Below are 22,626 nucleotides of genomic sequence, written 5' to 3' on the forward strand. Positions count from 1 at the left end.
TAAGATCAGGAAGCTTTTGTTTTTTCAGTGACCTGGACCGGATCGGAAAGATGGCGAATGTCCATGCCTGTGTTCAATCGCACTAATTCTTCTGCGATATTTACTGCATAGTCTCCCGCTCTTTCTATTCCTAAAATTATCCTGTAAAGATCGGCAAATTGGTTTTTATCCAATCTTGGATCCAATACGAATTTCAAGAAGGCAGCATGACATAGATTGTTCAGTTCTTCTTCCACAGTATGAACTGAACCGTAGAATCTGTTTTTTTCTTCGACTAAGGATTCTACAGCCATTCCCACAAGAGTGACTACTCTGGAGAGCATTTTATCTAAAATTTCTTCCTGTCTGAAAAATCCTTTGGGAAGAAGTCCTCTTCTGTAGCAAGTGGCGCAGTTTACGATCTGGTCACCCATTCTTTCTAAACTTCTGTTGATACGAATAGAAGAAAGTGCAAATCGCAACGGATCTCTTTTAAGCACAACTTCTCCATCAATTTGGTCCATCCCGAGAAGGTTACGGTTTGCGACCGCTTCTAAGATTGCGTTTTGGGAGAGGTTATCGTTTTGTTTTTCCAAACTATCGATCAGATCGTCTCTTTCGATCACTTGTTTGGCAAGGTCCGGATTTTCCTGTTCAATTGCGTCGTCCAAGATCAGGATTTGTTCCAAACAAAGCTCCGCCATTGCGTATAGATTTTTACGGAGATAATCGAACTTGGAAGCCATGTATCTCCGAAGGTTAACCTCGAATGTACACAACGGTCAAGATGTTTTTAAAATTGGTTAGATTGGCGACTTCCCGCTTCGCGGGAACCGCGCTGCTTCGACTTCGCGCATTCGCGCTCATCCGGGCAAGGCCCGGACTAAAGGTCTACACATCGCTGTCGCGCTCAGCTAGGGCAATTGCCCGGTTGTTTGAAGATTAAAGAATAGAACGCACTAATATCACTAACATTGCAGTGAAACAAATATATTGGATTATAAATCCAGTAAATCTTACGTTCACGTTCCAAACTCCTCCTCCACTTAAATGAGCTCCTGTTTGCAGGATTCTTGCTCCAAATACGATCCAAGCGAGCAGATCAAAAGTGTCGTTTTGATATCCTGAAAGTATAAAAGTCAAAACTAAAACTCCGAAAACGGGAAGCCCTTCCACGCAGTTCAAGTGAGCTCGATGGATCCTCCAATACAGATCAGAACCGTGTTGTATCCAAGCAGGGAACTCGTTGGACTTTTTAGTGCCTGCCAATACCTGAACTGTTCGAAAAGATACTACTATGAGTACGAGCAGAATGGTCCAGGCGGTAAAAGCGATTAATGGAAATAGAGAACTAAACATAGTCCGATAGAGAAAGTCTAACGACTATGTTTGGCAAGACAAATTTGGTAGATTGAAAAAAGATCGGAACGCTAATATATATCGTTTTTATCTCAAACAATATATATTAGCATTTTATAAAAGGATCAGTCTCCGTCGTTGGAAGAAGGAAGATTTGGAACTCCTAAGACCGAGAACGCGTCGATCGTCATCAGATTCTTTAAGATCTTTGCCTGATCCCAGATCGGTTTTACGTTCGTAGTAACGCTTGTCCCGTTCATTGTGGTACCATCTGCGTCGATCTCAGCATACAGATCCGCGCTGCCGCTGATCTTAGCATCGATCATATTTTTAAAGTTTGTGATCTCAGCTTGTATATCGTCATCCAAGGATGAATTCTGGGCTCTGACTAATTTGGACATTGAACTGATTTTTGGATCTGCAGGATCTCCTAAATATGCGAATTCGATCCCTAATAAATTATCTCTTAGATCCTTATAAGCTACTCTAGAGTAGATCGCTTCCAAGAAGACAGGATCCGGCTCTTGTCTTTTTCCTGCTCCGGAACAAGAAACACTTAAACAAGCGGCGTTTCCTAATTTATTATCCTGGATCTGGTTCACTAAATTTCCAAGAGATTGGATATAAGTATCGAAAGCCTCTCCTTGGGAACGGAATTGGATCCCAGTTCCGGTGGTATATTCATTTAGGAAGTTGCCACCTGTAGGAAGCCATTTATTATATAAATCTAATGCATCCTGATTGATCACCTGGGCGAGTGCCAGAATATAATCGGTTCTTCTTGCATTCCCTTGATTTGAGGTATTAATACTGGCGTTTGAATCTATTGTTGTTCTGCTTAAATCGGAATCGAAAAGCAGGATTTCCAGAGACTCAATTCCTTTGTATTTGGGAGGGCAAGCCGAAAGATTTGTTTTGTTAAGTGTTGTATTCGTCGCTGTACAAACGGTTACGGAGCTTGTTAGGATCTGATTCACCAAGTTGCTACTTGGTCTCGCTCCGGATTTGATAAATCCATCCATCTTAGTGTAATACTCAGTTGGATTTGTAGCCGGTCCGAAATAGTAGGGCTCCACTTTCTTTAAGGAAACTCTCACTTGGTCCCAAGCAGCTTGCAGGGCTGCAAGATTCGTCACATTCGTGTTTCCGGAAGTAGTATAAGTAACTGCCGCTGCTTCTAATGCTGCAGTATCCGTAGTCAATTGTTCCAAACTTGGAATGATCACGAATTTACCGGTATGTTCTAAAAATGCTGAACTTCCCGGGCCGGCCGCCAATAAGAGCAAAGGATCTTTGCCTCCACCTCCGCAGGAAACAAGGGAAGATACCAAAATAAAGTATAATGTTTTTCTAAATAAAGAATTAGATAATATGGATCTCATCGTCGTTTCTCCTACAAAGATTCCAAAAATTTGATCAGCTTTTGCCTGTCCGTTAAAGATAAATTTTGGAAACCCGTCCTTGCGGTGTCGGCCTCTCCTCCATGCCAAAGGATCGCTTCTTCTATTCCATTGGCTCTTCCGTCATGCATGAGTTTTAAATGTCCGTTTACTTCTTGTATCAAACCAAGTCCCCAAAGTGGAGGGGTTCTCCATTCTTGTCCGTCCGCATCAAAATCCGGCCTTCCGTCGGCAAGTTCAGGACCCATATCATGCAAGAGTAGATCCGTATAAGGTTTGATGTATTGGTAAGAAAGTTCCGGAAGACCTGGAACATTTCCCGTGAGGACCAGAGGTTTATGGCATGCATCACATTTGATAGAAGAGAATAATACCTTTCCGTCGATTACATCCGGATCGGATAAATTTCTTCTCGCAGGAACAGCGACCAACTTGGTGTAAAAATTCACCGACTCAGCAATGGATGCAGTAATCTCTGGATCTGCGGTTCCGGAAGCCGCCGCCAAACATTGGGTTTGAGTGCTTGGACAATTATCAGTTGAGAATAAAGGACTTGTGATCCCGATATCTCCTAAAAAAGCTCCTTGGTTCTGTTGGAATAAACTTGGCTCGTTCGCCTTCCAACCGAAACGTCCCAAAACCTTCTTATGATTTTTGGCGTCCCAAACCATATTCACTTTTCCTGATACTCCATCCGAGTCCGAATCGGTTGGATCCGCCCAGCCTAGGATAGTTGATTCAGGAATAGCTTCTAATAGACCTAAACCAGGGATCATAGGAGCAGTTCTGGGAGAAAAGTTAAAGGAAGAAGGTGCTCCTCCGAAATTCACATTCCAGCTGAAAGAATACACTGGAGTGTTTAGGGTTACTGTTCCGCCTGATGTGTAATTTCTTACGACAGTTGCACCTGTATAAGATACTGATGCGTTACCTTCAGGTGGGGTGAAGTTCGGGCCGGTGGAGCCTGTACAATCAAAATTGGAATCATAAGCGAGTGGTGTAACACAACCTATCCCTTTATGATTCAATTGTAGTCCGAAAGAATCCAAACCTACAGGTCCACCTGTAGTCGGATCGGAAACTCCTACCTTTGAAAGCCGTATCAAAATCCCAACAGAATTAAATAAAGTTCCGCTATCGGGAGGAGCTCCTCTTCCATCTCCTGCATGGCAATTCTGGCAAGAACTCGTATTAAAAGTCGGTCCTAAACCGGCGGAGGCGCTGTTACCTTCTGCCACCCAAGCTCTATTGAAAAAGTTATTTCCGGTATTGAATTGAATTCCATCAGAACTCATGTTTACTACAGGAGTATCGAAAGAAGTTGGATTGGAAATAAATCGGGTGCCGTATCCACCAGAAAAAGCCTCTCCCGGATCCGGCGCTATGCCTGTTTGACTTGCGATGATTGCAGCGATTCCGAGGGGATCTGTTCCTTCTTTTCCGCCGCAGTACAAAAAGTTAAGAAGAATACATACTAAGATCGGGATCGTTCTGGTCCAACGTCTCCGAGATGGGTTCGGTTCCGGATTTGCGGTTCCGGAACCGATATTTAAATTTTTATCACAGTTCATATTTTTATATTTTTCGGAAGTTTTCACAGGGACCGAACCTGTATTACATATTTCTAATGACTTTTCATTATGGAGCTACTGAAAATCCTATAGCTGCGGCAGCCGCAACAAAATCCCTATTCAGTGTAGAGCCGATCAATCTTTGAACATTTACCAATATTCCGTGTTGGCTATCGGCAGAAGAAATTGCTTGGTCGAATCTATGAGTTAAACTTCCGGAAGCACAACTGCTGGTAAAGTTTGGATCCGCGGATTCAGTGTCGGAAAGATTGATACAGAAAAGATTTCTGGAACTTTCGATCTCTGATTGGATTGCGCCTTGTTGTTTAAAGCTTAATAGAGCGGAAAGTCCTGGCCCTGAGCTAATGTTTACACCTTTTTGGATGCTGTAATTTCCGGTCCAGATATTCAATACACCCTGTGCATCATAGTAGAAATCCGCTTTAGTAGTATCGCTGAAACAAGAGTGCTCCTCTTCTTGGGTTTCACCGATCACGCCAGTGAGACGTTCTCCACCCCATTCTCCTGCCATGAAGGAACCTAATCCTTGGAAAATATTCCCGACGGAAGTGTTTACATTCGCAGAATCTAAGAAGGTCTCCCTAAAGTTTCCTGTTTGAGCAGGATCCCATTGGTCTTTGATCAAACCTAAGTGAACAGCTAATCTATTGGTGATTGTTTTTAGATAATGTCTGCGTCTTGCACCGTTAGTAGTTGCATCAGCAAAGTCACTGGCTGGCCTAACGCCTGCTGTAGTATTGCTAGTGTCTTTTCCCCAGAGTAAATATTCGATTGGATGATATCCGGTCATTACGATCTTATCCGCTTGAGGATCTGCTTCTCCGCCTAAGGAAGTATCTCCAATCTTAGCCAAGATCGAAGCGAAGCTGGTAACACTATTGCCTCCGTTTGCGATATAATTATCTACCGCATCTTCATCGAGAGGCCAAGCATTCAAAAGACCTTCACATTCTGTTCCATCACACTGTAGTACTGTATCATTATCAATAGGACCATTGCTAAAACGGAAACCTTCAGTGATCAAATAACTTGCACGAGCTTTTACCCAAAGATTTCTAAGGTTGGTAAGATCAGAAGCACTTGGGTTCGTGTTAGAATCAAAAGTATCAACTGCTGCTGATAAGTTTGAAGCGTCCAATTCCGCTTGGGTATAGGATTCGAAAGCAAGTGCAGCATATCGATTTAAAAATTGAGGCTTAGTTGCGCTGGCGGGAATATCCAAACCTAAAAGTGCTGCTGCGGCTGAATTATCACTGCCTGGGCCCGCACAAGAAATCAGGGAACTGAACAGGGTCATACTGAACAGAATAGAAAATATTTTCGTGTGGATGTTCCGCATGGAAATCTCCTTAAAATTTGGGAAAAATCCCCGGTCCGGAAAAATATCCGGCCGGGGCCAGAGATGAACTGTGGGGATGACTCCCTCCGGCACCTGGGACAGGGACCGGCTTGATTTTGCAAGTGAGAATAAGTCTCAAGAAAAGTCAAGAAGGATTTTACCTAATTCAACATTCCATCTCAGGCCACCTCGGGAAATTTTTGTCTAAAATCCCGTTTTGCTTCGGTTTATCCTAGGAGTAGCTCCTTTGGATTAAAAGAAACTGAGGCTGACTCTCAAAATTTTCAAGAAAGGGAACCTGGTCAATCCGAAAAAGGACAGAAGCAAAAGATTCTTAAACTTCAGTCAATAAACTGTGAGAAGGATCTTCAGTAAGTATTTCAAATGCTGCACTTCTGGCAGATCGTAAGCGAAGGGGAGAAGTTTCTCCTTTTCTTTGGACCAAAACTTCTGCCCTTGCTATTTTGCTGTTCAGGCAATATTTCCAACCACCTGGAGGATTCGCATAACGTAGGCAGGCGAAGTCTTTTTTATCTGCGTGAATTCTTCCTTCTATTTTTATTTCAGGAGAAGAAGCTTGAAATTTCCAATCGAAGTATTGATAGCTCGCTCTTCCGAAAGAAGAGAATAAACCGTTCAGTGCGTATTCTTGTCCATGCAAGCGCAGAACGATCGGAGTGATTGCGGGAGTCCAGAGAGGACCGATCTTGATCTTTGCAGTGGCTAATTCCAGAAAAGAACCTTCTTCTCCGTCAAAACCTGCTACTTGTCCCCAAGCATATTGGTCGGTATGTTTGGAGCCCCAGTTGTGATTTTGGCTACCTCTCCAATCCTTTAATTCTATTTTAGCATTTTCTAATTTTACAAATCCATTAAGTAGTAGGGAAGGTTTTCCGACCAGGACCTTTGCCTTGGGGAAACCTCCTGAATACAGATCTTTAGGAAAAAGAAAAAGAGGTTTATCTCCTCCGGAGAAGTTTAGGTCCCATTCTATATTTGTAGAACCTTGTTTGTTTCCTGATTTTCCCTTAAGTCCTTTATGATCTTGAACGGAAGAACCAATGCGGACTAAGAACGGATCTCCTGAAAATTCGCATTCTGAGATAGGATATTCCGATTTGGAAACATAATGTTTTCCATTCTCCCCGTCGAAATAGATCGCCCATAATTCTCCTATTGAATTTTGAGGAGAATGTTTTGGAGAAAAAATAGTATATCGGATCCAAATTGCAAGAGGACGGACCGGATGATTTCCTCTTACGAACCAACTCTCATAATGACCTGCATTAGAATCGGAACGAAATCTGGGGAAATCATAATCTTCGTCAATACTCATGAGGAAATATTCGATCCTTTCCAAGAAGGGGCAACCTAAAATTATTCTTAAAAAATAATACGAAAAGAGTTATAGTGTCGACGAGTTTAAAGAGAAAAAGGAATATTTGAATATGGAGATTCCTTCCTATTCCCCTTCCGAATGGAGGGCCACCGTCGCCAAATTTGCAGAGGAAATTCTTCGCATAGGCCACCAAAAGTCCCCATTCTGGATCGCCATTCGTACATTCGTTTCAGCAGCTTGCGAGACCGAAGATCCGGAACCTTATTATGATGATCTGGACTCGGGGTTCAAAAGGGAATTAACCGAAGAGGATGAGGCTCGTTTGGACGAGGTATTATCTTCTTTTTGGGACCAAGCTACTGCAGTTCTTATCGCAATTTCAGAAGCATATAGCGACGAAGACGAGGACAGAAGTGAGGAAATCACCGACGAGGCGATTTCAGGCTTACTTTCCGGATTGAATGATGCGGGCGTAAAAACAATGTCAGATGCGGAACTTCTGGAAATAGCAGTTCTTGTTCTGAACAGTCGTTTAAATTTTCATAATGTTCCTGTCGAAAAAGAATTTTCCATCAAAAGTTTGAATTCTATCCCTGATCTCGAAGAGAGAAGGATCTTAGAACCTTTCGTGACCTTCTTGATCGAAGATTTTAAAACCGTAGAAGATAGGGAAGAAAGGTTCGCGCTGTTAATGCAGATCTTATTCGATACTCTTTGGGCCTTGTTCTATTTAGGCTTAGAAGAAGACGAAGAATAGATCATTCTCCGATTTTTTCTCCCACTCTGAGTTTTTCTTTTCTGAAAGAAATGATTGCGATCAGTAAACTAAGGATCGCAAGAAAGGAACTTACTACAAATGGTGCACCCGGAAAATAAGGCTGCATACCTTCTCTTGTAAAATAAGAAAAAACAAAACTCATAAGTAGCGGGCCTAAGATAGAACTTAGGCTCATCATACTTCCCATAATTCCTTGGAACTCTCCTTGTTGAGTAGGAGAAACATGATTGGAAATATAACCTTGGATTGCAGGAGTTGCGATAAAACAAAAGGAGAAAGGCACAAGTAACGCATACAGCATCCATTCTTCCCAGGCAAATGCAAATAGTACGCTCATGATCACTCTCGCAAAAATCCCTAGGTATGCGGAATTTTTTTGTCCTAGTTTAGGAATGATGATCCTAAGTAGTCCTCCTTGCACAACTGCGAGTGATGCACCCACTACTGCTAGAGAGAATCCAATCTTTGTGGCGGTCCATTTGAATTTATTCATCGTAAAATAGGACCAACTGGTTTCCATACAATGGTTCGCAACGAATATTAGAAATAAAGAAAGTACTAAACCGCTTAAAGGCCCGGGATAACGAACAAGTCCTACGACTGAACCGAATGGATTTGCCATAACCCAATTGAATTTTCTTCTATTCTCTTGCAAAAGGGTTTCAGGCAAAACAAAATATCCGTATACCCAGTTCAATAGCGAAAGAGAAGAAGCTACCCAGAATGGAGCTCTCGGACCGAACTCGGAGAACAAACCTCCGATAATCGGGCCTATAATAAATCCCATCCCAAATGCCATTCCTACCAATCCTAAGTTTTGGGATCTTTTTTCAGGAGGGCTTATATCCGCGATAATCGCACCGGCGACTCCATAACTTGCTCCTGTGATCCCAGCGATGATCCTTCCGATAAACAACCAAAACACATTCGGAGCCAATGCTAAGAAAGCATAGTCGATACCTAGTCCGAACAAGGAGGCTAATAGGACCGGTCTTCTTCCGAATCTATCGCTTAAACCTCCAATGATAGGTGCGCAGAAAAATTGCGTGATCGCATATGTAAAGGATAGAAGTCCTCCATAGACCGCAGCGGTACTCAAGTTCCCCTGCAACATATCTTTTAAAAGATTGGGAACCACAGGGATGATGATCCCGAAGCCGATAAAATCGATGAGTAATGTAAAAAGTAAAAATTGAAGTGCGGACTTTTTTTGGACTGTCATATTTTTTATTTTCAGGTTTTGTATACGAGAAAATCCTTTCGGAATTCGAAACGACAACTATAAGCCTATAGTAAAAATATTTCGTAAATCAGAATCCGAAACATCACTATAGAATTGGAAATAAAATGGATCCCAAAATACAGATCAAACTCCAAGATCCGGAAACAAATTCAGCGATTTTAATGATGGATGCATTATGGAAGGAAATACAAATCAGGTACGGTTTCCAAGCTCCCAATCCAATGAAGGGAGAATACTTCAAGGGTCCTAAATATGCATTTTGGGTTGCAGAAATCGGCAATCGACCGATCGGAAGTATTGCGATCACTCCTTGGAACGATTCGATTGCAGAATTAGATGTGATGTATGTGGATCCTGAATTTAGAGGAACAGGGCTTGCTTCCGAACTTATTAACGGATTGGAATCTTTCGCAAAACAAAACGGATTTAAATCGATTCGATTGAGGGCAGGCGCGCCTCAGCCGGAAGCATTACGTTTTTATGAAAAACATGGATATGCACGTATCGATTCCTTCGGAAAATGGGCTTCCGACGAAACCGCTTGGTGTTACGAAAAGTTGATCTAGTTAAACTCTTTCGATCGCGATTAGACTGATATCATCTTGTGGTTGGGAATATTCGAGCCATAGATCCAGATCTTTGATCACCATATCAGGAATATTTTCGATAGGTTCTTCCGAAAGTTCGGAGATCCGATTCCTGAGCCTAGATTCTCCCCAGGCTTCTCTTTTTGAATTGAATTGTTCGAATACTCCATCCGAAAAAAGGAACATCCTATCTCCGTTTGAAAAATCCATCTCTTGGTTCTCATAACTTTTTTTGTTTTTCAGACCAATAATAGCACCTGTCCTTCTTAAATTCATAAGATTAGAAGAATGTACCAAGATCTGATCCGGATGTCCCGCGGATGCATAAACTAATCTGTTTTCTCTTGCATAAATATCTACGATGATAGAAGAGAAAATGGTCCCTAAAGAGGAAAATTTCCTTTGAAACTTATCATCTAAAAGATCCAGACAGAATCCGGGGTCCTTTGCTCCGAATTTGATTCCTTCGTATTCCGCTTTGATTGCCATAGTGACTAACGCAGCCTGGACGCCATGCCCTGTCGCATCTGCGAGGAAGATCCGATATACTCCGGGGGAAATCTCGAAAATATCGTAAAAGTCTCCACCTACCTCGTCTCTCGGAAGATACTTTACCGCATATTTTAGTTCTTTATAAGCCTCTACATTTTCCGGAAAAAGTTTTTTCTGGATTCTTTGGGCAACGAGTAAGTCTTTTCGTATCATTTCCAAGGAATGATTCAATTCGGAAGTTTTTTCTCGAACCAGAACTTCTAAATTATCTTTTAGAATATTTAACGCGCTGTTTGTGATCCTTAAATTTTCACTGAGTATTTCAGATTTTCGGAATGCTCTTGCGATCCTTCTGGAAAGTACCAAGGACTGGGAAAGTGTAAAAATTAGAAGTCCATAAGGAGAAAGATTGATTCCTCTTAGATTCAATTTGTCCCAAAGTAGATCTATCCCTACCGTAATTCCGAATGCAAAAAATCCTGTGAGAAATAATAGCGAATCTTCTCTTTTTTTCCAAACTGCTAAGCATACGGTAAACAAAACGTAAAGCAGGCCGATACCGGTTACGATCTGAAAAGGACCAACGATCTTAGTGAAAAATCCGATCGGAAATAATAGAGTGATATTGTAAACGATCGCTAAAACCCAAGCTGCTGCAGGAACCCAAGAGAATGTATCCTCCGGGAATAAGGAACGATGAAACATTAAAAAGATCGGAACAGCGGTATAGAAGGAGAAGAACTCTAATCTAAAAACGGATTCCCAAGGAAAGTCCGGAAAAATTTCCAGAACCAACCGATTGCCGATCAATGCCACTCTTAAAGTTAATAAAAACGTAAATAATGCAAAATAGAATGCGGATCTTTCCTTTCTTCTAAAAAGAAAAAGACCGGTATGATAAAGTCCGATGAGCAGAAGTCCACCAAACAAAAAGGACTCTCTGGATTGTGTAATCAGCTTTTCTCTGTAGATCGCTTCTAAGGTTCCTAGTTTTGGGACCTGCCAGAAACCGCCGAAATTATTGATCCAGTTAGAACCTTGGATCAAAATTTCAGAATTCGTTTTCTCTATTCTTAAAGGCAGATACGCCGATTTGATCTTAGGAATTTCGGAAGAAGGTTCTAAGCTCGGAGTGCCCGAGGAGTATATTAATTCTCCATTATAATATAATTTGTAAGCCGACGCAAAGTCGGGCATCATTAGCCCGATCTCTTTTTTAAGATCCTCTTCCGGGAAAATGATGGATAAACGAAAACTTGCTGCCCCTTCTCTCGGAAGTACTCGATCTCCTTTTTTAGTATCCTGCCAAGATTTCGGAACGGATAAATTATCCCAGTTAGCCGTAGAGCTTTTTTCAGGAGAAACAAACTCTCCGTAGATGAATTGCCAATTCCCGGTTAATGGGATCAGTTCGGAATGTTCTGCTAGATCCGGAGAGGAAATGTGTAAGACTCCGTCTTGGATCGGTGCCGCTTCTAAAGAGAAACAAAACCAGAAAGAGGAAAGAAGTAAAAGAGAGCGCTTCACTTCCCGTTAGGATAAGCAGAACCCAAGACCTGTCTAATGTTTTTTTAGAACTGAATTCAATCGATCCGGATAGTCCGTAATAATTCCGTCCACGCCCGCTTTAATTAATCTTTCCATTTCTTCCGTATCGTTAACGGTCCAAGGTATCACTTTAATTCCTAAAGAATGGGCCTTAGAAACGAATTCATCCGTTACGTATAAGAAATAAGGAGAAATAATATCGGCTTTTAACTCTTTGGTTTGATTTAAAACAAGTTCTCTTCTATACCCACCAAGACCGAATTTCATCGCTGCTCCTTGAGGATAGGTGAGGGAGAATAACGCAGAAGTTTTGATCTTAGGATTTTTCTGCTTCACTAATGAGATTGCAGGAAGATAAAAAGATTGGATCGTAGCACGATCCGTAACCTTTGCAGTTTCGATCGCTTTGATCAGAAGGTTTACATGTGTTTCTAAAATTTCATTCGAGACTTGGGACTCTGAGTCGTTCGGAAATTTTGTCTCTATATTAAATTTAGGGATAATTTTTCTTTTTCCTGTTCTTTCCCAGGTTTGTACTTTCTCGAAAAATTCTTGGATGGTCAAAAGTTCCGTTCCTGGGACTGAAATTTGCTCCGGGAATTTAGGATTTTTTTTGGTTCCACAATCCAGTTCTTTCAATTCCGCAAGAGTCAGTTCGTAGATGGATTTAGAAATGATCTCGGATCCATCCTTTTTAGTACAAATCGCGGGGTTAGATTCTGAATCATGGTGTATTATGATTTTCTGATCTTTGGTCAGAACTGTGTCCAACTCGATCGTGGTCATTCCTTGGGAAAGTGCCTCTTCGAATGCAGGCCATGTGTTTTCCGGTTTTAAACCTCTAGCTCCTCTATGGCCTTGTAGATCTAAATTACCTTCAATAGGTTTGTTTCGGATCTGCTCTCCTCCGCAGGACGCGTAGATTAAAAAGAAGATTAAGAATATTTGTTTGATATGGAATGATTTCATAACTGTTGATCCGACCCTGCTAAGAATTTTAGAATTATAATATAGTTTTCAAAAACATTCCTGCAAATGTCCCGCCGGCTAAGGGAGCAAGAATAGGGAGCCATGCATATTTCCATCCTGAGTTTCCTTTGTGTGGGATAGGGAGAATATAATGTGCTAATCTAGGACCTAAGTCTCTCGCAGGATTGATCGCATAACCCGTGGTCCCTCCCATTGATAACCCGATCACCCAGACTAAAACCCCAACATACCCCACTCCGATCGGTGTGGTTACGTCCGCGATCTGAGCTGAGAAGATGGAATGAATTCCTATAATTAATAAGAATGTTCCTAAGAACTCGCTGAAAAAGTTAGAGGGTGGATTTGAGATTGCAGGATCTGTGGAAAATACGGCTAAAATTTTTCCCGAGTCCTTGGTCTCTTTCCAGTGAGGGAGATAATGCAGATATACTGCCACCGCTCCCAAGAATGCCCCCAGAAATTGTGCAGGAAGGTATATTGGGATTTTGGAATATTCTCCGGATTGTACTGCAAACGCTACGGTAACTGCTGGATTTAAATGTGCATCCGCACTTCCGAATGCTTTTGCCGTAAAAACCCCTAAAATAACCGCGAATGCCCAGGCTGCAGTGATCACGATCCAGCCGGAATCTTTTGCTTTAGATTTTTCTAATAAAACCCCGGCTACTACTCCGTCTCCTAAAAGTATGAGCACAAATGTGCCTAAAAATTCTCCAAAGAAAGGGGACGTCATTTTATATATTACCTCATTTTTCCCATTAATCTAACTGTTGCCTTTCTTCCGATCAGCTTAGAAACTTTTACTAAAACCTTATTCGGGAGTCCGGAAACCACAGTAGGGGAGCTTCTTTTTTTCAAAGCTGCCAAAGCGTATTCTACCAGAGTTTCCGCGGATTGAGCGATCGCATTAGGAAAATCTTTTGGATCTCCTCCTGCTCTTTCGAAAAAGTTAGAAACCGTCACTCCCGGGCAAAGACCCATAACGTAGACGCCTCTTTTTTTCTGCTCGTACCATAAGGACTCGCTGAAAGAAGTTACGAATGCCTTAGTAGCAGAATATACACCGGAAGAAGGCATAGGAACAAGACCTAGGGTGGAAGATATGTTCATCAAAGAATCCCCAGACTGGGAATTTTTTAGGAAAGAATAGGACAAAGAAACAAGGGAATCAATATTAAGACGGGTCATCGCTTGCAATCTAGGCAAGTCCGCCTTATGAAAAGGTCCGTAAACGCCGAACCCCGCGTTGTTTATTAATAAATCATAATGGTTTTCTTCTAATTCTTTTTGGACTTTTGCCGTTGATTTCGGATCGGATAAGTCGGCGACGATAATTTTATGACCTTTTCCGAGTTCGTCCATTAGCTGTTTGAGTCTTACTTCGTTTCTTGCAACTGCTGTGATCTTATACCCTTTCGCTGCAAGTTGTTTGGCAAATTCTCTTCCGATACCTTCGCTGGCTCCTGTGACTAGTGCTTTCATCCTTTCCTCCCCTAAAAAATTCCCAAAAGCTCGAAAATTCCTAGCTCTAAAAGTTTTCGCAGAATTGTTCTGCCAGATCGATTAGTTGAGCAAGCTTAAAAAAAATACGATTTTGTAGAATCCTTCTAAAAGATGTTATAGTACACGCCATGCGGCTTCAGGAGCCTGGGACAGACTCTTATACGTCCGGTCGGTTCCGTAGAAGTTTTTCTCTTTCTTCTTCCATGATCCTGATCGATTTACGCGTAAAATCCAAAATGACCTTTAGTTCTTCCGCAGTATAACCGGAGAGTTGTTCCCAAACGGATTTAGCTAAGCTTTCGAATAGGCTTCCGATTTTTTGCATGGCAGCCAAATCCTGGGTCAGAAAAATTCTCACCTTTCTCCTGTCGTTCGGATCATTCTTACGTTCTACGAGTCCCTTCTTCTCCAAGCGATCAATGAGAGAAGTTACGGCACCAGTGCTGAGTCCCATCGTTTTAGAGATCTCTCCGGCGGTTTGGGGACCTTGTGTAAATAGAAAATCCACACATTTGTGATCAGTGATATGGAGCCCAAGCCGATCTGCGATGGTTTGGTGGAATAAAATAGATACGGTGCTCAGGTTTTTGGAATCGTTCATAATGGATTCCATCAATTCGGGCTTCGTTTTTGGGATTTTTTTGTCTTGCAATTATTTAGACCGTCAAGTATCTCGATAATCAAGATAATTAATCATCGAGTTAATTCGATCTAAGGAGAACAAATATGGCAGAAAATAGCAAGAACGAAATTCCGGATTACCCTTGGTATTCTTGGGGATCTCCGATTGGACTCGGGGTCGGGATGATCTCTCTTTCCGTTTCTTTTACAATGATGGCATATTCCTTGGTATCTGCCTTCACGGTGATCAAAGCCGCATTCGGAGGATAATATGAAACAAGGAAGGCCCAATTTCATAATCGTAGGCTCCGGAATTTCAGGGCCTTCTCTTGCATTATTTCTGAAAAGGGCAGGGTACGGGGTCCGTTTGATGGAATCGTATTCTCGTCCGGCGGAAGATATAGGCGGAGCTCTTCAGATCGCACCTAACGGAATGAAGGTGATTAGAGAATTGGGTCTGACTTCGGAGATGTTAGGGATAGGAACACTTTCCGACGAGATGATTTTCCGGAATCATACCGGAAGGGTCCTTGCAATGATCCCGAATGGTTCCGTTTCACAATTCGGAGAATCTCCAATCGTGGTTTCCCGTGCGAGATTCCACCTTCTGCTATTGGAAGCTGCGGAGAAGGAGGGAATTCCCACGGAATACGGAAAAAAATTCTCTCATGCTGAATTTCCTTTAAATGGAGGTGTGATCGCAAAATTCGAGGATGGAAGTTTTGTAGAAGGGGATTTTCTGATTGGGGCCGACGGGAATCATTCTAAAGTCCGTAGTTTTCTTTACCCTAATTTTCCAAAACCTGAATATACGGGGATCTTAAATGCCGGAGGATTCGTTCCCGCTAATGTGATCCCTGAAAAATATTCTAAAAGAGGACCGATCCATTTTACTTTCGGGCCAGAAGGTTTCTTCGGCTTCGCTGCCTGCGGAAAGACGGAAGATACTTCCTGGATGTGGTGGAGCAATATTCCTAGAGATAAGGAATATTCCAGAGAAGAGATGAATTCTTTGGATGATAAGGCTTGGAGAGATAAAATATTAGAAATACATAAAGGATGGCATGATCCTATCGAAAGGATTATCCACGCTTCTTCCACTATCTTAAAAGGGAACGTTCATGATCTGAGGAGTCTACCTAAATGGGGAAATGATAAGGTATTATTAGTCGGAGATGCGGCTCATGTAATGAGTCCTCATACCGGCCAAGGAGCTTCCATGGCTTTAGAAGACTCTCATACTCTATTTTTACTTTTAGAAAGATCCGATTCGGTTCCGGAGGCATTTAGGGATTTCGAAACGATCAGGAGGCCTAGAGTTGAAAGGATCATAGAAGAATCCAGAAGGAACGGAAACAGAAAGAAAAAGTTGAGTCCTGTTGGCTGTTGGATCAGAGATAGGATCCTAACCCTGGCCTTGCCTAGTTTTGCTAAGAAAGGACAGGATTGGATGTACCGTTACGAGGGAATCAATTAGATCCCCTCGTTCTCAGACTTAGTACGATTTTTTCCAAAGTTGGTTGCTAGCATTCAGGAATTCCCATTGGTGAACCAAAGAACCGTTGCCATTAGCTGAAGCATCTACTGCATACAATGAGTTGATTCGATTTCGGATACTATCTCCTACGAAATCGAATCTCATATTGTTCATGTCTTTACAGTCCCAGAGAGCGATCTTTCCTCCATTGCGAGTTTCTCCACCGTTATCCATACATTTATATGGATTCAGTTTGCTTCTGAGGAAACCGTTCCCTGCATCATAATACCATTTTTGTGCATCCGTTCCGTTGCAGTTGTAAACTTGGATCCTTGCTCCGTTTGCAGTACTGCTATTGCTTATATCTAAACATAGATTAGAAGCCTGGTTGACCAGAGCAAAGTAAGGAGATTCGTAATTTTTCTCCCAACGTTGGTTGTTTCCGCCATGCCAGGTCCATTGGCTGACCAAGGAACCGCTGCTAGAACCGTTAGCGTCCACCGCAATAGATTCGTTTTGTCTAACGCGCATAGAATCGTCGTAAAAATCGAATCTCATATTATTCATATCTTTACAATCCCAGAGGACTATTTTTCCTCCGTTCCAATTCTCCGCTCCGTTATCCAAACACTTGTCCGTGTTCAGTTTACTTCTGAGATAACTTGTAGAATGTTCGTAGAACCATTTTTGAGCGTTGGTGTTATTACAATTCCAAACTTGGACTCTTGCATTATTCTCAGTGCTGCTATTGCTTACGTCCAAACATAGATTGGATTGTTTGCTTTTTAAAGTGAAGTATCTTGGTTCCAGATCGTTCACATCCATACATGCTTCGAAAGCATATTGAGAGAAACGAGGACCTGCAAAATCTACCATCGCGATATTTAAACGTTGTCCTGATTTTTTGGCTTCTCTATCCAAGTCGTAAACAAAACTTGCATGATCCAATTTGTCGTTGGTAAGATCTTCTATACTTCCCCAATAAGGAGGAAAAATGATCTGAGTTGCGTTCGGAGTTAGGATCATCTGAGCTACGTAAAATTTACCGCCTCTATCATCCTTGATGCGAGCTCTAAGTCCGTTGATCAGATCGGATTCACTTCCTGTATTCTGCCAATCGCTCTTCATGGTCTCGCCTTGGTTCCAATACAGTTCGGATAATGCTGAATAATTTCCGCCTCCCCAGATCAGGATCACGTTCTTATCCAAGTTCCAAAGTTGGGAGAAGTTGACAGAATTCCCTAAATAGCGAGGAGCCATTCTGGAACCTAAATAAGGAAGAACCAATTGGTCTTTCAACTCGTAATGTTCAGCGTCGCTCATACTGTCTACATTCTGGATATGCACAAATACGATCTCTTTCTTGCGATTGTTCACGAAGCTGGAGATATGCTGGAACACTTCTTGGGCAGAAACGGAAACGCTAGATCCATGATGGATCTTAAATTGTCCGTCTATCTTTTTGATCCTAAGATCGAAGTAACGATACCCGAGAGATAATTGTTCTCCCACATTGTATTCCTGGGTTTGGGAAATATTCTCGTCGATTCCTTGGATCCCATACGTTCCGGAATCATGCGTTCCAGGGATACAAATGCTTCTGAGCTGAGTATTGGATCTGGAAAGGTATCCGCTGCTCATCCAGGCCTGAGGATCGATTTGTAATTTTGGGGCATATACAGGGATTGGACTTCTTCCGTTTTTGCCCTTGGTGCCTCCGCCTTCGAAAGGAACTCCGCTTGGTTGGTCCAAAGGGGCTGGAGTCAGGTATTCCGCTTTATAATTTATGTCTGCCGGGAGAGAGCCTCCAGATTTACCGTTAGCTTGGACTAAAAATAACAAAGAATCGTAGTTTGAGGAGGAATCTTTACATCCGGCTCCGATCAGGGAGACAGCACAAAGAAATGCGGCTGCGACGATCCGAGTAGGAATTGTCTTGGAACTTTTCATTTTTTCACCATTCAAATGATCTATTTTTCTGCATTACGAAAATTTAATGCTTGGCTCCGGTATCCGAAGTAGAAAAAGAAATACTCGAAACTATATCCCTGTCAACGTCCTTTCAAATAATTTTAAAAAGTTAACATAACGACCGTTTTCTAAAGAATAAAAAGGTTATAGATTTGTTACCTTAATATAATCGGAATATAAGAGCAGGGTTTTTAGGAACCAGCAGCAGGGAAATCGCCTTGCCGAGAAGAAGGCTACTTTCAATCTGACAGCAAAGAAGCCAGTATGAAATTATACTCTAGCGATAAAAAAGAATCTCTCTCCTCTTGGTGGTTGCGTTTTCGTTTAAACCATTGGCCTTGTTTGTGGTGCACTGGAGGAAAAATACAATTCATCTCTTCCGATCTAAAAGAACTTCATGTAAGTTTAAAGAAAAATCTCCGCACTTTAAATCGAGTGGGGACAATTTACGGAGGAAGTATCTATAGTTCCGTGGATCCGTACTATATGTTGATGATGATGTGGATACTAGGACCGGACTACGTGGTCTGGGACAAGGCTGCAAAAGTAAAATTTGTTCGCCCCATTCTTGACAAGGTAAAGATCCGATTTTTGATCACTGAAGAATTGATCGAAAAAACAAAACAAGATATATTAGAAAAAGGTGAAATTGTTTTCGATCTTCCTGCAAAATACGAGGACGAAGAGGGAACAGTTTATGCGACCTTCGAAAAAACGATCTACGCTGCATCTAAAGAGTTTTACGAGAAGAAGTTGGCCTCTAAAAACATGACATCAGCGTTCAAGCCCAGCAAAAGAAGTTAATTTTAAAAAGATCTTATTTAGTCGCAATCCATCCACCTACGTGTAAGGATCTGAATTTTTGAGAACTTTGAGAAAATCCTGCTTCCAGAAAAAGTTCTGAGTATCTTGGACTTTCAATACGATGCAGTTCGAACACTCTTTTTAGATAGATTTCGACTGCTTCTTCTTCCCAACCTTGGATATTGATAAGATAAGATTTTATGTTCTGGAATAAGGTCTTGGATCCGTTTGGCTCAGGATCAAATAGATCGAATAAGACTAAACTTCCTCCTTTTTTTAATCTAGAACAGATTTCTTTCAGTAGAGAAAATTTGTCTCCTGAATCTGGCAGAAAATGTAAAACGAATAATAGAGTAGCTGAGTCATATTCCTCCGCGAGTGGAAGTTCTCCTACTGTTCCGCAGATGAATTTAAGTTGGGGGAATTTTTTCTGAGCCTGCCCTATCATTTCAGGAGAAGGATCTAAGCCGGTAATTGAAAACCGATCCGGAGAAATTTCCAGTAATTTGGCAAAGTCTGCTCCGGTTCCACATCCTACAGACAATATCTTTCCTTTTTCAGGAGTATTTTCTAAAAGATAGATCGCCACCAACTCCATGATCCCTGAATAGAATGGGATCATCTTGCCTATCCTTCTCTCATAAACCTGGGCTCTTTCGCCTTCGAACTTTTCTACGTGGGTCATTTAATTTCCTGTTTGCACTTTTTGCATAAGAATATCATACGTGGAGCCATCTTCCGGATACATTGCCACTCCTAAGGACACATTGATTTTCACTTCCCCCCAAGAGCCGTTGGAGCTGGATTCTAAAAATAATCTTTTGATCTTCTCCGCTCTTTCCAAAACTATATTCTTGTGTGCTCCCGGAAGAAGAAGTAGGAATTTTTCGCTTCCGATCCTGGAGGAAATATCGCTTCTTCTGGAATTTTCCAAAAGTATTCTGCCCATTTCTTTCAGAAGAAGGTCTCCTCCGCTATTTCCGAAAGTTTCATTGATCTCTTTCAATCCGTCAATGTCCAGATAAACTACCCCGATCGTGGAGCCGCTTCTTTCCGCTCTATGCAGTTCCGCTTGAAAGGATTCTATCATATATTCTCTATTAAAAAGGCCAGTGAGTTTATCACGGATCTCTAATTCTTTAATCCTGTTTTCCCTTCTTCTGAAAAGAGTTTCGTATCTTTTCGCCTTTGCTTCTGAAAAAGATCTTTCTGTGATGTCTCTGAAATAGAATGCTTTTGCAGGTTCTTTTTCATCTACTAAGATTGGAATTGTTCTGCATATAAATCTCCTTTTGCCGGAAGAAAGATGTAAGGTAAGATGAGTGTGGTCTTTGGAATCTGCCTTTGAGAGTTCCGGATACCAAGAAGAATGTTTCAGATCGTTTTTTTCAGGAACAAGACCGAGCTCTTTTGCTTGAGAATTCGAATCTAAAAGTTTTCCTTTATTGTCGGAGATGAGTATTGCATCTTCCTGGTTTTCGAGAAAGTTCGGATTTCGGATCCAATAGTTTTTAGGAGAAGACGACATGAAAATTTCTGTTCAAAAAATTATCCCGGATTTGCGGGAAAAGCAATCTTCTTCTTACTCTCTAAAAATTCGATCAGGAAGAAGTTTTTATTCGTAAATTTTCAGAATTTCTTTAGCCTTATGTCGAATCGCTTCCTGCAACTCTAAAGGTTCCAAAACGAAAACGGAATCGCAGTGTTGCAGCATACTTCCTAATGCCCATTCCTTGGTTTCCATATCGATTACCATTTCAGTAAAACCTTTTTCCATAGGTTTTTGGCTCAGGCATTTCATATACGGAATACTTTTGATATGTTCCGCAGTTGTTTCCGTGACTTTAATTTTGATCAGATATTTGGGTACTCTTGATTTGAATTCTTTGATCCATTCTTCCCAATATTTTCCCAGATCAAATTTTTTAGGTCTTTCGAATCTTTCTGTAGTGATTGCGGCTTCTTTGATCCTGGAGATCCGATAGACTCTCATCTCTTTTCCACGTTTGGCGACTACATACCAGATCGTATCCTTTGCTACGAGTCCGTAAGGTTCAATGATTCTTGGCTCAGGCTTTCCACCATCTTTCTCGTAGATGATCTTTACTTTTTTTTCTTCCCAAACCGCATCTTGAAGTATGGGAAGAAGTGGAAGCTCTCTGATCGCGCGCCCCCAGCCTAGACCGTCTATATGAATTCTTTGTCTGGCAGTTTCCGCATCCTTTCTATAGGCAGGGGGAAGAGAAGCCATGAGTTTGACGAATGCGGAGTCGAAATCCTTCTTCTTTCCTAAGTCCTCCAGGACCCGAGAAGAATGTACCAATAATAAGGAGATCACCTCTTCTTTTTTAAAACCAGTGAGGTTTGTTCTATAACCCTCGCTTAAACTCCAGCCCCCGCCAATCCCTCTTTCCGCATAGATTGGAATACCCGCGGAAGAAAGAGCTTCCATATCCCTATGCACTGTGCGTTCGGAAATTTCTAATTTTTTGGAAAGTTCCTTGGCGGTGGTTCTTCCTTTGGCCTGTAGATGCAGTAGAATGTTTAGAAGCCTATCAGCTCTCATTAATTTAGTATAATCTCTAAATATGACAGAACTTGTCATGTATAATCCGGCATACTTGTTTTTATGATTACTTTAGCAACTTCCGTTTTTGGCATCGTTCTTTGTAAGGGTGAAATTATTAAAACATCTGTCCATGGGCCTACAGGTAAAATTTCTTATAAAGACGAAGGGTTCGGTGGAATACCCGTAGTATTTATTCATTCTTTCGGCGGAAATGTTTCTCACTGGGAAGAGATCAAGGAGTCGCTCGTTCCGAACAGAAGAGTGGTTCGTATAGAGCTTAGAGGTCACGGAGACTCCGAATTTCCGAAAGATGGGGATTATAGAATTTCTTCTATGGCAAAGGATCTGGCCACAGTCGTAAATCTTCTAGGATTACAAAGATTCGTACTCGTTGGTCACAGCATGGGAGGAAGTGTAGCATTACAATACGCAGGAGAAAATCCAAGTAGAGTAGCAGGACTCGTTCTTGTGGATTCTAATGGCGATCCTAAAAAATTGCCTGAATCCGTTCGCACTCAGATCAAGAATGCATTACTTTCAGATACGTATGTGCAAACTACGGAATCCTATTGGGAACAATTATTGGCGCATTCTAAACCTGACGTAAAAGAAAGATTAATGAAAGAATTGACTCGAGCTCCTAAGGATATGGTGATCAAGATCACATCAGAATTATTGGATTACGATCCGAACCATTCCTTAAAAAGATATGTGGGTCCAAAGCTTGCGATAGTCACTCCTGAAAATGACGACCAATTTGCATTGCATAGACTACATTTAGGATTTCCTCATACTGTGGTTGCAAATGCAGGGCATTGGTTGCAATTGGACCAACCGGAAGAATTCCGCAATATCTTGGAAACCTTCTTACAAAAATTCTAAGATGCAAAAACTCCCGGATATTCGTCCGGGAGATCTCTAAAGATTTTCATCGAACGAGAGTTATAGATTCTTACTGGAAAAATTTTTCAAAAATCCCTTGGAATTTCTTAATTTCTGATTTAATTGATTTCGGAATTTTATTAGTATTACTCC

22 protein-coding genes are annotated in these 22,626 nt (G+C 41.6%); 6 read left to right on the top strand and 16 right to left on the bottom strand.

What is annotated here, in order from left to right; translation table 11 throughout:
* Positions 1-5: 5 nt before the first annotated feature.
* From LPTSP_RS16200 to LPTSP_RS16225, 6 genes are all read right to left on the bottom strand, one after another.
* Positions 6-725, bottom strand: coding sequence for a phosphate signaling complex PhoU family protein (locus LPTSP_RS16200; protein ID WP_108929687.1), 720 nt, complete (start codon positions 723-725; stop codon positions 6-8).
* A 196-nt stretch (positions 726-921) separates the two neighbouring features.
* Complete coding sequence (locus tag LPTSP_RS16205; protein ID WP_108929688.1) at positions 922-1,338, bottom strand: MAPEG family protein; 417 nt, start codon at positions 1,336-1,338, stop codon at positions 922-924.
* Between the two features lie 125 nt (positions 1,339-1,463).
* Complete coding sequence (locus LPTSP_RS16210; RefSeq protein WP_108929689.1) at positions 1,464-2,720, bottom strand: imelysin family protein; 1,257 nt, start codon at positions 2,718-2,720, stop codon at positions 1,464-1,466.
* Positions 2,721-2,731: 11 nt separating this feature from the next.
* The gene (locus LPTSP_RS16215; protein ID WP_108929958.1) at positions 2,732-4,309 is read right to left on the bottom strand and encodes a di-heme oxidoreductase family protein; all 1,578 of its coding nucleotides are present in this window, start codon (positions 4,307-4,309) and stop codon (positions 2,732-2,734) included.
* Positions 4,310-4,376: 67 nt separating this feature from the next.
* The gene (locus tag LPTSP_RS16220; protein ID WP_108929690.1) at positions 4,377-5,669 is read right to left on the bottom strand and encodes an imelysin family protein; all 1,293 of its coding nucleotides are present in this window, start codon (positions 5,667-5,669) and stop codon (positions 4,377-4,379) included.
* 334 nt (positions 5,670-6,003) lie between these two features.
* Positions 6,004-7,005 carry a hypothetical protein gene (locus LPTSP_RS16225; RefSeq protein WP_108929691.1) on the bottom strand — a complete coding sequence of 334 codons (1,002 nt, stop codon included), beginning with the start codon at positions 7,003-7,005 and terminating at the stop codon, positions 6,004-6,006.
* Positions 7,006-7,117: 112 nt separating this feature from the next.
* Between LPTSP_RS16225 and LPTSP_RS16230 the strand changes: the two genes are divergently transcribed.
* Complete coding sequence (locus LPTSP_RS16230; RefSeq protein ID WP_108929692.1) at positions 7,118-7,765, top strand: hypothetical protein; 648 nt, start codon at positions 7,118-7,120, stop codon at positions 7,763-7,765.
* Position 7,766: 1 nt separating this feature from the next.
* Here LPTSP_RS16230 and LPTSP_RS16235 read toward each other — a convergent pair whose 3' ends face one another.
* The gene (locus LPTSP_RS16235) at positions 7,767-9,008 is read right to left on the bottom strand and encodes a TCR/Tet family MFS transporter (RefSeq protein ID WP_108929693.1); all 1,242 of its coding nucleotides are present in this window, start codon (positions 9,006-9,008) and stop codon (positions 7,767-7,769) included.
* A 125-nt stretch (positions 9,009-9,133) separates the two neighbouring features.
* Between LPTSP_RS16235 and LPTSP_RS16240 the strand changes: the two genes are divergently transcribed.
* Positions 9,134-9,595 (top strand): GNAT family N-acetyltransferase, encoded by a 462-nt coding sequence (locus LPTSP_RS16240; RefSeq protein ID WP_108929694.1) that lies wholly within the window; start codon positions 9,134-9,136, stop codon positions 9,593-9,595.
* Here the strand turns inward: LPTSP_RS16240 and LPTSP_RS16245 are convergent, their stop codons facing one another.
* The 5 genes from LPTSP_RS16245 to LPTSP_RS16265 form a co-directional block, all read right to left on the bottom strand.
* On the bottom strand, positions 9,596-11,635 hold the full coding sequence (locus LPTSP_RS16245; RefSeq protein WP_108929695.1) for a PP2C family protein-serine/threonine phosphatase: 2,040 nt from the start codon (positions 11,633-11,635) through the stop codon (positions 9,596-9,598).
* 33 nt (positions 11,636-11,668) lie between these two features.
* Positions 11,669-12,625 carry a glycerophosphodiester phosphodiesterase gene (locus LPTSP_RS16250; protein ID WP_108929696.1) on the bottom strand — a complete coding sequence of 319 codons (957 nt, stop codon included), beginning with the start codon at positions 12,623-12,625 and terminating at the stop codon, positions 11,669-11,671.
* Between the two features lie 34 nt (positions 12,626-12,659).
* Positions 12,660-13,379 carry an MIP/aquaporin family protein gene (locus LPTSP_RS16255; protein WP_108929697.1) on the bottom strand — a complete coding sequence of 240 codons (720 nt, stop codon included), beginning with the start codon at positions 13,377-13,379 and terminating at the stop codon, positions 12,660-12,662.
* An 8-nt stretch (positions 13,380-13,387) separates the two neighbouring features.
* Complete coding sequence (locus LPTSP_RS16260) at positions 13,388-14,128, bottom strand: SDR family NAD(P)-dependent oxidoreductase (RefSeq protein WP_108929698.1); 741 nt, start codon at positions 14,126-14,128, stop codon at positions 13,388-13,390.
* A 178-nt stretch (positions 14,129-14,306) separates the two neighbouring features.
* A complete protein-coding gene (locus tag LPTSP_RS16265; RefSeq protein WP_245915604.1) occupies positions 14,307-14,750 on the bottom strand; it encodes a MarR family winged helix-turn-helix transcriptional regulator in 444 nt (147 codons plus the stop codon).
* 125 nt (positions 14,751-14,875) lie between these two features.
* Here LPTSP_RS16265 and LPTSP_RS19145 point away from each other — a divergent pair, with 125 nt between their 5' ends.
* Positions 14,876-15,040, top strand: coding sequence for a hypothetical protein (locus tag LPTSP_RS19145; protein ID WP_167396449.1), 165 nt, complete (start codon positions 14,876-14,878; stop codon positions 15,038-15,040).
* A gap of 1 nt (position 15,041) precedes the next feature.
* Positions 15,042-16,247 carry an FAD-dependent oxidoreductase gene (locus LPTSP_RS16270; RefSeq protein WP_108929700.1) on the top strand — a complete coding sequence of 402 codons (1,206 nt, stop codon included), beginning with the start codon at positions 15,042-15,044 and terminating at the stop codon, positions 16,245-16,247.
* Between the two features lie 18 nt (positions 16,248-16,265).
* Here the strand turns inward: LPTSP_RS16270 and LPTSP_RS16275 are convergent, their stop codons facing one another.
* Entirely contained in the window at positions 16,266-18,197 is a 1,932-nt protein-coding gene (locus LPTSP_RS16275; protein ID WP_174704472.1) for a ricin-type beta-trefoil lectin domain protein, read from the bottom strand.
* 285 nt (positions 18,198-18,482) lie between these two features.
* Here LPTSP_RS16275 and LPTSP_RS16280 point away from each other — a divergent pair, with 285 nt between their 5' ends.
* Positions 18,483-19,022 (top strand): DUF4442 domain-containing protein, encoded by a 540-nt coding sequence (locus LPTSP_RS16280; protein ID WP_108929702.1) that lies wholly within the window; start codon positions 18,483-18,485, stop codon positions 19,020-19,022.
* Between the two features lie 13 nt (positions 19,023-19,035).
* On the opposite strand, the gene LPTSP_RS16285 is transcribed toward LPTSP_RS16280, so the two are convergent.
* The 3 genes from LPTSP_RS16285 to LPTSP_RS16295 all read right to left on the bottom strand — a co-directional run bounded on the left by LPTSP_RS16285 (position 19,036) and on the right by LPTSP_RS16295 (position 21,588).
* The gene (locus LPTSP_RS16285; RefSeq protein ID WP_108929703.1) at positions 19,036-19,707 is read right to left on the bottom strand and encodes a class I SAM-dependent methyltransferase; all 672 of its coding nucleotides are present in this window, start codon (positions 19,705-19,707) and stop codon (positions 19,036-19,038) included.
* The gene (locus tag LPTSP_RS16290) at positions 19,708-20,550 is read right to left on the bottom strand and encodes a GGDEF domain-containing protein (RefSeq protein ID WP_108929704.1); all 843 of its coding nucleotides are present in this window, start codon (positions 20,548-20,550) and stop codon (positions 19,708-19,710) included.
* An 87-nt stretch (positions 20,551-20,637) separates the two neighbouring features.
* Positions 20,638-21,588 (bottom strand): helix-turn-helix transcriptional regulator, encoded by a 951-nt coding sequence (locus LPTSP_RS16295; RefSeq protein WP_108929959.1) that lies wholly within the window; start codon positions 21,586-21,588, stop codon positions 20,638-20,640.
* Between the two features lie 63 nt (positions 21,589-21,651).
* Between LPTSP_RS16295 and LPTSP_RS16300 the strand changes: the two genes are divergently transcribed.
* Positions 21,652-22,473, top strand: a complete 822-nt coding sequence (locus LPTSP_RS16300) for an alpha/beta fold hydrolase (RefSeq protein ID WP_108929705.1) — start codon at positions 21,652-21,654, stop codon at positions 22,471-22,473.
* The last annotated feature ends 153 nt before the right edge of the window (positions 22,474-22,626 follow it).

The organism is Leptospira johnsonii (genome assembly GCF_003112675.1).
Lineage (GTDB): Bacteria > Spirochaetota > Leptospiria > Leptospirales > Leptospiraceae > Leptospira_B > Leptospira_B johnsonii.